At 49.2% G+C, this 9,834-nt stretch carries 8 protein-coding genes; 6 read left to right on the plus strand and 2 right to left on the minus strand.

Going from position 1 to position 9,834, the window contains the following annotated elements; all coding sequences use genetic code 11:
* The first annotated feature begins 188 nt into the window (after window positions 1-188).
* The 4 genes from rpoZ to recG all read left to right on the plus strand — a co-directional run bounded on the left by rpoZ (window position 189) and on the right by recG (window position 5,636).
* Window positions 189-461: a DNA-directed RNA polymerase subunit omega gene (rpoZ, locus tag ACJB0T_RS21485; RefSeq protein ID WP_006071268.1), complete on the plus strand. Its 273-nt coding sequence runs from the start codon at window positions 189-191 to the stop codon at window positions 459-461.
* A gap of 45 nt (window positions 462-506) precedes the next feature.
* On the plus strand, window positions 507-2,624 hold the full coding sequence (gene spoT, locus ACJB0T_RS21490; protein ID WP_112462973.1) for a bifunctional GTP diphosphokinase/guanosine-3',5'-bis pyrophosphate 3'-pyrophosphohydrolase: 2,118 nt from the start codon (window positions 507-509) through the stop codon (window positions 2,622-2,624).
* A 63-nt stretch (window positions 2,625-2,687) separates the two neighbouring features.
* A complete protein-coding gene (trmH, locus tag ACJB0T_RS21495; protein WP_479291909.1) occupies window positions 2,688-3,374 on the plus strand; it encodes a tRNA (guanosine(18)-2'-O)-methyltransferase TrmH in 687 nt (228 codons plus the stop codon).
* A 183-nt stretch (window positions 3,375-3,557) separates the two neighbouring features.
* Window positions 3,558-5,636 carry an ATP-dependent DNA helicase RecG gene (gene recG, locus ACJB0T_RS21500; protein ID WP_479291910.1) on the plus strand — a complete coding sequence of 693 codons (2,079 nt, stop codon included), beginning with the start codon at window positions 3,558-3,560 and terminating at the stop codon, window positions 5,634-5,636.
* A 240-nt stretch (window positions 5,637-5,876) separates the two neighbouring features.
* Here recG and envZ read toward each other — a convergent pair whose 3' ends face one another.
* A complete protein-coding gene (gene envZ, locus ACJB0T_RS21505) occupies window positions 5,877-7,211 on the minus strand; it encodes a two-component system sensor histidine kinase EnvZ (protein ID WP_479291912.1) in 1,335 nt (444 codons plus the stop codon).
* Between the two features lie 80 nt (window positions 7,212-7,291).
* Window positions 7,292-8,011, minus strand: coding sequence for an osmolarity response regulator transcription factor OmpR (ompR, locus tag ACJB0T_RS21510; protein ID WP_006071277.1), 720 nt, complete (start codon window positions 8,009-8,011; stop codon window positions 7,292-7,294).
* 353 nt (window positions 8,012-8,364) lie between these two features.
* Here ompR and ACJB0T_RS21515 point away from each other — a divergent pair, with 353 nt between their 5' ends.
* Together ACJB0T_RS21515 and greB are read left to right on the plus strand one after the other, a co-directional pair.
* Complete coding sequence (locus tag ACJB0T_RS21515; RefSeq protein ID WP_479291914.1) at window positions 8,365-9,207, plus strand: helix-turn-helix domain-containing protein; 843 nt, start codon at window positions 8,365-8,367, stop codon at window positions 9,205-9,207.
* Between the two features lie 85 nt (window positions 9,208-9,292).
* Window positions 9,293-9,772, plus strand: coding sequence for a transcription elongation factor GreB (gene greB / locus ACJB0T_RS21520; protein WP_042503205.1), 480 nt, complete (start codon window positions 9,293-9,295; stop codon window positions 9,770-9,772).
* Window positions 9,773-9,834: the final 62 nt, after the last annotated feature.

Raw genomic sequence — 9,834 nt, forward strand, 5'->3', positions numbered from 1 at the left:
ATCATGTGAGTCACTTTCCACATGAGATCCCCTTTTTCAAGGGGATGACGAGTGTGCTACTTCGAAGGTAGCGCACAATTAAAACCTAAGTAACAGTAGCTAAACGGATCATTTGTGATCTAGAATCTAAATGTAATAGCCTGTATACTTTCTCGTCATCAAAAATTTAGTTAACTATTGGAGTTCTTATGGCACGCGTAACTGTTCAAGACGCTGTTGAAAAAGTTGGTAACCGTTTCGACCTAGTTCTTATTTCGGCTCGCCGCGCACGTCAGATGCAAATCGGTGGTAAAGATGCACTAGTGCCAGAAGAAAATGATAAGCCAACGGTTATCGCTCTACGCGAAATCGAAGAAGGCTTGATCACGAAAGAAGTACTAGACGCTCGCGAGCGTCAAGAGCAGCAAGAGCAAGAAGCTGCAGAACTAGCGGCAGTAAGCAGCATCGCTCACAACCGTTAATTCGACCTATCCAATCAGAGTTCCATCGACGTTCGGGCCAATAATTTGTACCTATTCGATAGCCTTAAAGACGTTGCCCAAGAATACCTAACAGAGCCTCAAATTGAGGCTCTGCGTCAATCTTATGTGGTAGCAAGAGATGCCCATGAAGGGCAGACCCGCTCTAGCGGTGAACCTTACATCATCCACCCGGTTGCGGTTGCTCGTATCCTCGCAGAAATGCGCTTGGATATTGAAACGCTTCAAGCGGCTCTGTTGCATGATGTTATTGAAGATACGGAAGTCACCAAAGAAGAGCTAGAAGAACAATTTGGCAATACTGTCGCGGAACTCGTGGACGGCGTTTCCAAGCTCGACAAGCTAAAATTCCGAGATCGCAAAGAAGCTCAAGCGGAAAACTTCCGTAAGATGGTGCTTGCCATGGTGCAAGACATCCGCGTGATCTTGATTAAGCTCAGCGACCGTACTCATAACATGCGCACATTGGGCGCGCTTCGTCCTGACAAGAAACGTCGTATCGCTCGTGAAACCCTAGAGATCTATGCGCCGCTTGCGCATCGTCTGGGTATTCACAATATCAAAACCGAGCTTGAAGAGCTGGGTTTTGAAGCGCTTTATCCAAACCGTTATCGCGTTTTAAAAGAAGTGGTGAAAGCTGCTCGCGGTAACCGTAAGGAAATGATCCAACGTATCCACAGCGAAATTGAAGGGCGTCTTGAAGAAGTCGGTCTCAACTGTCGCGTCTTGGGTCGTGAGAAAAACCTGTTCTCCATCTACAACAAGATGAAAACCAAAGAGCAGCGTTTCCACACCATCATGGATATCTACGCCTTCCGCGTTATCGTGGATACGGCGGACACCTGTTATCGTGTACTTGGTCAAGTCCATAGCCTGTACAAGCCTCGTCCTGGCCGCATGAAAGATTACATCGCGGTACCAAAAGCGAACGGCTACCAATCCCTACATACCTCAATGGTTGGCCCTCACGGCGTGCCCGTTGAAGTGCAGATCCGTACTGAAGATATGGATCAAATGGCGGATAAAGGTGTCGCGGCGCACTGGGCTTACAAAGGCAACGGCGATCGCACTGGCACTACAGCGCAAATTAAAGCGCAGCGCTGGATGCAAAGCCTGCTTGAGCTACAGCAAAGTGCCGGTAACTCATTTGAATTTATTGAAAACGTAAAATCCGATCTGTTCCCAGACGAAATTTACGTGTTCACACCAAAAGGTCGTATTGTTGAGTTGCCACTTGGCGCAACCGCCGTCGACTTTGCTTACGCCGTTCATACCGATGTGGGTAATACCTGCGTTGGTGCTCGAGTTGACCGCAATCCTTACCCGCTAAGTAAAGCGCTTAAGAACGGTCAAACGGTTGAGATCATTAGTGCCCCGGGCGCTCGCCCGAATGCGGCATGGTTAAACTACGTCGTGACATCTCGCGCTCGCACTAAGATCCGTCAGGTTCTTAAGACGATGCGCCGCGAAGAGTCTATCGTACTGGGTCGCCGTCTACTCAACCACGCGTTGGGGCGTCATTCCATTGATACCATCTATCCAGATAACATCAATGAAGTGCTGACCGATCTTAAGCTCGACTCTGTGGATGACTTGTTGGCTGATATCGGCTTGGGTGAGTTAATGAGCATCGTCATCGCGCGTCGCCTGCTAGGTGATACCGATGAGCTGACGCAAACCAGCTCTGTACCAACCACAGGCAAAAAGCTACCAATCCGCGGTGCGGAAGGTATTTTGCTGACGTTCGCCAACTGCTGTCACCCGATCCCAGACGATCACATTATTGCTCACGTGTCACCGGGCCGTGGCCTTGTAGTTCACCGCGAGACGTGTCCAAACGTGCGTGGTCACCAAAAAGAGCCAGATAAGTACATGGCTGTAGAGTGGAGTGACGACTTCGAGCAGGAATTTACTGCTGAGCTGAAAGTCGATCTGCAAAACCACCAAGGTGCGCTGGCTGAGCTGACTAATGTGATTGCCAAAACGGGTTCCAACATCCACGGTATCTCAACCGAGGAACGTGATGGCCGTTTGTATACCGTCACCGTGTTGCTTACGACCAAAGATCGCGTACACCTTGCCGGCATTATGAAGCGTATTCGCGTGATGCCACACGCGCTTCGCGTCCGACGTCGTAAGAACTAGCACAGCTTTTTGATTAAATACGGGTTCGATGAATATCGAGCCCGTTTTATTTGGAACATCCCAATGAATTTAGAACGCTACAATCGTATTCAAGAAGTACTCAAAGCACGTCAACCCGACCTTACTTTGCTGCTCGAGCAAGTGCACAAGCCAAACAATGTCTCTGCCGTGATCCGCACCGCCGATGCAGCAGGTGTCCACAAAGTCCATGCGGTTTGGCCTGATGAGAAGATGCGTACCTTAAGCCATACGTCGGCCGGTGCTCGCAACTGGGTGGAAGTAGAAACACACGACACAGTAGCGGAAGCAGTTCGCGAGCTTAAATCACAAGGCATGCAGGTTCTTGCAACTAACCTTTCCGATTCTGCGGTCGATTTTCGCGACATCGATTACACCAAACCTACCGCCATCATTCTCGGTGGTGAGAAGAACGGCATTACTCAAGATGCGCTCAGTGAGGCAGATCAGGACGTCATTATTCCTATGGTTGGTATGGTGCAATCGCTTAATGTCTCGGTTGCTAGCGCACTTATCCTATTCGAAGCACAAAGGCAGCGCCAATTAGCAGGCATGTACGACCGCGAGGCAAGCGCTCTTCCAGAGGAAACCATCCACCGCATCCTATTCGAACGCGGCCACCCGGTTCTCGCAAAGGTCGCCAAGAAAAAAAACATGCCCTACCCACCATTAGATGATGAAGGTCAAATTGTGGCGGATGAGTCGTGGTGGAGGGAGATGCAGAAGAAGTAGTGATCCTTGGTCCTTGGTCCTTGGTCCTTGGTCCTTGGTCCTTGGTCCTTGGTCCTAGATTATCGGCTCTTATTCCTAGGACCTAGGGCCATCTTTTCCCTAGGACCGTATTTAACTAAAACTGTACAAAAAGACAGTAAGATGCTTGAATATTCCCATCTAACACTCTGATGGATGGTGAATATGGCTCAGTTACTGTCGGCAATTCCTTTAACTTCGCTTACTGGCGTAGGGGCAAAAGTCGCAGAGAAACTTGAAAAGGTAGGATTGCACACGGTGCAGGATCTGCTGTTTCACTTGCCGCATCGCTATGAAGATCGCACGCGTATCTACCCTATCGTCAAACTGCACCCGGGTCTTTGGGGCTCAGTGCAGGGTAAGGTGATGAGTAGTGATGTCGCCTTTGGACGCCGTAAAATGCTGACCGTGAAGGTCAGTGATGGTAATGGCACCATTACCCTACGATTTTTCAACTTCACAGCTGCGATGAAGAACAACTTCTCCGAGGGGCGGGTTGTTGTTGCCTATGGTGAAGTGAAGCGTGGCAATCATGGCCTTGAAATCATCCACCCTGAATACAAGTTTCATGCAGAGGGGAAAACCCCGAAGCTTGAGCAAACTCTCACGCCTATCTACCCAACGACAGAAGGCTTAAGGCAACTGACCCTAAAGAGTTTAACCGACCAAGCGCTAGAGCTCATGGATGGTGCAGCTGTTGATGAGCTACTACCCAGTGGCCTGTACAACCAGCAAATGACGCTTAGCCATGCGCTGCACATTATCCACCGTCCGCCGCCGAACATTAATCTCGATGATTTTGATGAGGGTAAGCACCCTGCTCAGCAACGCTTGATCATTGAAGAGCTGATGGCGCAGAACTTGTCGATGCTCGCCGTGCGCAGTAAAGGCCAGCAAGATGCTGCGATTGCACTTGACCCGGTACAAACGCTTAAACAAAAGCTTTTGGAACAACTGCCCTTCTCACCCACTGGTGCTCAAGCTCGTGTGGTTCAAGAGATTGAAACCGATCTGCAAAAACCTATTCCTATGATGCGCTTAGTACAGGGCGATGTAGGCTCGGGTAAAACCCTGGTCGCAGCCTTGGCTGCGGTGCGCGCTATTGAACATGGCTATCAAGTGGCCATGATGGCACCTACTGAATTGCTGGCTGAGCAGCATGCGATTAACTTTGCTGGCTGGTTTGAGTCAATGGGCATTCAAGTTGGCTGGCTTTCTGGCAAGCAGAAAGGCAAAGCGAAAGAGGCTGAGCTCGCGCGTATTGCTAGCGGTGAAGCACAAATGGTTGTGGGTACCCACGCGCTATTTCAGGAATCGGTCGAGTTTAAAAACTTAGCACTCGTTATCATTGATGAGCAACACCGCTTTGGTGTCCACCAGCGACTCGAGCTGCGTGCGAAAGGTGCCAAGCAAGGCTTCTACCCGCACCAGTTGATCATGACGGCCACGCCCATTCCTAGAACGCTAGCGATGACCGCCTATGCAGATTTAGAAACCTCAGTGATTGATGAATTGCCGCCGGGTCGAACCCCGATTCAAACGGTCGCCATTCCCGATACCAAGCGTGATGATGTGATTGAACGCGTCAAAAATGCCTGCCTTCATGAAGGCAAACAGGCGTATTGGGTGTGTACTTTGATTGATGAGTCTGAAGTGCTTGAAGCGCAAGCCGCTGCCGATACCGCAGAAGACCTACAACGCAAACTTCCTGATCTTAAGATTGGTTTGGTACATGGCCGCATGAAGCCGGCGGAGAAGCAAGATGTAATGCAGCGCTTTAAAAACAACGAGCTGCACCTTTTGGTCGCCACCACAGTGATCGAAGTCGGGGTGGATGTGCCCAACTCCAGCTTAATGATCATCGAAAACCCAGAGCGTCTTGGTTTGGCTCAGCTACACCAGCTACGCGGCCGTGTGGGACGTGGTAGCGTCGCAAGTCATTGTGTGCTGTTGTATCACTCTCCACTGTCTAAAACTGCTCAGAAGCGCTTAGGCGTGCTAAGAGAAAGCAACGATGGCTTTGTTATTGCTCAGAAAGATCTAGAGATCCGAGGTCCGGGCGAGTTACTCGGTACCAAGCAAACTGGCTTGGCTGACTTTAAGATTGCTGACTTAGTTCGTGACCAGCGTTTGGTGCCTGAAGTACAACGCATTGCCCGTCATGTTCATGAACAATATCCGGACAATGCTAAGAAGATCATCGATCGCTGGTTGGGTGATAGAGAGTTTTACGCTAAGGCGTAGGTTGTGAGTTGGACTTCACGGCTAAGTTAGGCACGCGCTTCACGAGGTCCTCACTTTCGTGAGGATGACGGTTCTTTTTCTTCACTCACCGTCGACTAAATAAGTTAGTTATCCCGCACCACTTCGTCATGCCACACCACTTCATCATCCCGAACCATTTCGTCATCCCCTTGAAAAAGGGGATCTTCTACAACACATTACTCATTTTACATGGTCGGCAAACCAACCTGTACTTCCAACCTAGGCCCTAGGAACTATACCCTTCCCATTCTTGACTGCAGGAAAGCTTACCTGAGCCTTCAAGCCACCTTCGCTGCGATTCGAGATACTCACGGAGCCATGGTGCTGACTGATGATACGTTTAACAATTGCTAGCCCCAACCCAGTACCTTCACTGCCACGAGCGGTGTCACCACGTGTAAAAGGTTCGAATAGACGACTAATTTGGTCTGGCTCAATCCCAGGGCCATTGTCTTCTACCGTCACCCACGCCAGTTTGTTATCAACCGTCATACCTGTCGTCACCTTCACCCAGCCATTACCGTAACGCACGGCATTGACCACTAGGTTGGTGATAGCACGTTTGATGGCAATAGGACTGCCTTCGATGTCTTTAATACGCGCCATAGGGTCAAAATCGATTTGGATCTCATAGCCACCTTCAGACGAGACAATGTCCGAGGCAATATCATTTAGGCTAAGAGGTTCGAACGACTGAGTATTAACCGGTTTTAGATAATCCATAAACTGGCTGATGATTTCGTTACACTCTTCGGTATCGCTGATAATGCCTTCTGCCAAATAGCTGTCTTCTGGCGACATCATCTCTGTAGCAAGACGAATACGTGTCAGCGGCGTGCGGATATCGTGGCTGATGCCAGCCATTAATAACGTCCGGTCTTGTTCCAGCTCTTGGATGCCTTTCGCCATTTGGTTAAAGGCTCGGGTTACTGAGCGGATCTCCGATGCCCCTTTCTCTGGCAGTGGCGGAGGAATTTCCCCTTGCCCTACTAGCGTCGCCGCATTTTCAAGCGCTGTCAGCGGTCGGTTTTGCAAGCGAATAAACAGCCAACCACCGGCAAGGACAAGCAGAGCCATAATTAGGCTATTGCGAAATAGAGGGGCAAAGTCTTCTTCTTGCAGTTCAGAAAGAGGAATACGGATCAGCGAGTTAGGTAGCGCGTCGATTTGCATCCAAAGTATATAGCTCTCCTCGCCAAGTATCAGCCTGACCTCAGTATCACTTTGAAGCTCGTCGCTCATCTCTTCACTCATCAAGTCGATAGGCAGAGCATGATTAAACTCATTCGCCATCGGACTGTCATCGGCGTGAATCGTCACTCCTAGTTGAGCCAACACCTGCCTTCGAAGCGGCGCATCCATCTCAATCTGACCATCGACATCTTCGGTATCCTCCAAGAAAAACACCAATTCATGCGCCAAGATCTTGTTGAACTGCTGCAAACTTGGCAGCAATGCATAGTTATACACGGCGTAATAGGAGAACACTTGACTGGCAACCAGTAGAGAGAAAAACAGTAGGATGGATTGTGTGAAGGAGCTACGAAAGCGCATAAGGTTTCCTTTGGAGCGAAGACCGAGACAGGATAATAAACAAAAAAGGCTCTGAATCCATCCAGAGCCTTACCGTTCAATTACGCTTCTTTGCCGTCTGGCACGAAGACATAACCTAAACCCCACACAGTTTGAATGTAGCGAGGTTTACTTGGGTCGATTTCTAACATACGACGCAAGCGAGAAATTTGTACGTCAATGGAGCGCTCCATCGCCGAGTACTCACGACCACGAGCCATGTTCATCAGCTTATCACGCGACATAGGTTCACGCGCGTTGGTAACCAATGCTTTAAGCACCGCAAACTCACCAGACGTCAGAGGCATCGCCTCTTCACCGCGGAACATCTCACGAGTACCAAGGTTTAGTCGGAAGTCACCGAACTCAACCACAGACTCTTCTTGGCTTGGCGCACCCGGCGCTTCGATAGTCTGGCGACGCAACACCGCTTTAATACGAGCGAGCAGCTCACGCGGGTTGAACGGCTTTGGTAAGTAGTCATCCGCACCGACCTCAAGGCCAACGATACGGTCTACTTCATCGCCTTTCGCTGTCAGCATTAGAATCGGCAACATGTTGTTGGCGTTACGTAAACGACGACAAATCGACAGGCCATCTTCACCTGGTAGCATTAAATCCAATACCATCAAATGAAAGTTTTCACGGGTTAACAGGCGGTCCATCTGCTCACTGTTAGCAACACTGCGTACTTGGAATCCTTGCTCTGATAAGTAACGCTCTAGCAATGCACGTAGACGTGCATCGTCATCAACAACTAAAATCTTGTGATTTTCTTGCATATTCGATTCCACCACTAAAAAGCAATTTACACCCTCAGTCTGCTATTTTATGAAGCAAACCAAAGGTTCAGCGGTAAATGTAACATTCCTTGGACAAAAGTTGTGCAGAGAATTGTTAGCGATTATTAATTATGATCTATATTAGCTGCCTTCGTCGCCATTCTGTGTGATATAGATGGTGTTTATTGTATGTTGCCAATCTTTTCGCCCTGAAACACGATTAACCAAAGTGTCATAATTCTCGCGTTCGCTAACGCTTTGTAACGCTTCGTAATAGGGTTTTCACAGCCCAAAGCGCCGCACTCATATACCCTAAGTAACGTCTCTGGTCTCAATGCATCAAGGAGAGGGTTATGACCATATCGTCCCAATGGGAGCCACAATTTTCCCGTGACAGTTTTGCCACCGCACTTAAGTACTGGCGCAGCGTTAATGGCATGTCTCAACTTGAACTCGTTGAAGCACTCAGCTTGTCTCATCGAGCGTTTCAAGGGGTCAACCAACCTATGCTCAGTAAATGGGAGCACGGCAATGGACAGCCCTCCCTAATGCGTCGCGCTGGCGTGGCTGCTTTTTTCCAACTGCCCTATCACTACAGCCAAGAAGAACAGCGACTCATACAAGGCGTAGCAAAGTACGATGAGTTCTTTATCGGCAACGAACCCGTCTATCCCTGCTCAATCGAAAAGTTCGTCAGCTACTCTTGGAAGCAACTGCCTACTCTCTATCGCGAGCAAATAGAGTACGCCCAGCAGCACTACCGCAATATCAGCTTTCAGGACTTAATTACTGCTATGTCAGTAAAGGAAGTGAATGTGGTGGTCGCTTTGCATCAACAGGCCATGGTGGGTCATATTGTCTATGGCAAAGATGCCAACGGCCAAGACTGCTTACTTAGCTACTTAGCACAGGACAAACCGCTTCATCGCCAAGTTCATCGTCATGCATGCCAGTTATTTGAAGGGAAAAAAATCTTCGTTACCGCCATCAAGCCCTACGCAAAAACCTTGATGTCTGATATTTATATTCCTGAGAAATACCAGGTTGGCGATCTCAGTATCTTTGAATGTGATTTGACGGCGCTCGATGCCAACCCATTCTTTGACCAAATACATGATGAAGGGCGAGTGTTATCGTTACTAAGCCATCATCAAAAAGTGCAACGAGACCGCCGGACGCCGCAACCGACCGCTTAACGCATCCACTTTGATGCGTTAGCTGGATTGAGCTTTTCTGTTTTCATGGCAATATGGGGGCGGTCATCCGCAACTCGATGGATTTATGAAAACAAACCTGATCACCCGCGAAGGGTACGACAAGCTCAAAAAAGAGCTCGATTTTCTCTGGCGTGAAGAGCGTCCTGAAGTGACTAAGAAAGTGACGTGGGCGGCGTCATTAGGCGATCGCTCTGAGAACGCTGACTACCAATACAACAAGAAACGCCTTCGTGAGATTGACCGCCGCGTCCGTTACCTACGAAAGCGCTTAGAGCAAGTGACCGTGGTTGACTATTCACCACAGCAAGAAGGCAAGGTCTTTTTTGGTGCTTGGGTTGAGATTGAGAACGACGATGGCGACGTAATGCAGTTTCGTATTGTTGGACCGGATGAAATCTATGGCGGCGCAAAAGGCTATGTCTCTATCGACGCACCTATGGCTCGTGCGATTCTTAAAAAAGAAGTCGATGATGAGTTTGTGGTGAAAACACCGGAAGGGATCAAAGAGTGGTTTGTGAATCGGATTAGTTATTCGGGGTTGTAGGGTCCTGTGGTCCTTGGTCCTTGGTCCTTGGTCCTTGGTCCTTGGTCCTTGGTCCTTGGTCC

The sequence above is a fragment of the Vibrio sp. CB1-5 genome, assembly GCF_059412285.1.

What these genes read in the sequence shown, in the direction of transcription:
- rpoZ (WP_006071268.1), top strand. Translation starts at nt 189, where the DNA reads ATGGCACGCGTAACTGTTCAAGACGCTGTTGAAAAAGTTGGTAACCGT.
- greB (WP_042503205.1), top strand. Translation starts at nt 9,293, where the DNA reads ATGAAAACAAACCTGATCACCCGCGAAGGGTACGACAAGCTCAAAAAA.
- trmH (WP_479291909.1), top strand. Translation starts at nt 2,688, where the DNA reads ATGAATTTAGAACGCTACAATCGTATTCAAGAAGTACTCAAAGCACGT.
- ompR (WP_006071277.1), bottom strand. Translation starts at nt 8,011, where the DNA reads ATGCAAGAAAATCACAAGATTTTAGTTGTTGATGACGATGCACGTCTA.
- recG (WP_479291910.1), top strand. Translation starts at nt 3,558, where the DNA reads ATGGCTCAGTTACTGTCGGCAATTCCTTTAACTTCGCTTACTGGCGTA.
- ACJB0T_RS21515 (WP_479291914.1), top strand. Translation starts at nt 8,365, where the DNA reads ATGACCATATCGTCCCAATGGGAGCCACAATTTTCCCGTGACAGTTTT.
- envZ (WP_479291912.1), bottom strand. Translation starts at nt 7,211, where the DNA reads ATGCGCTTTCGTAGCTCCTTCACACAATCCATCCTACTGTTTTTCTCT.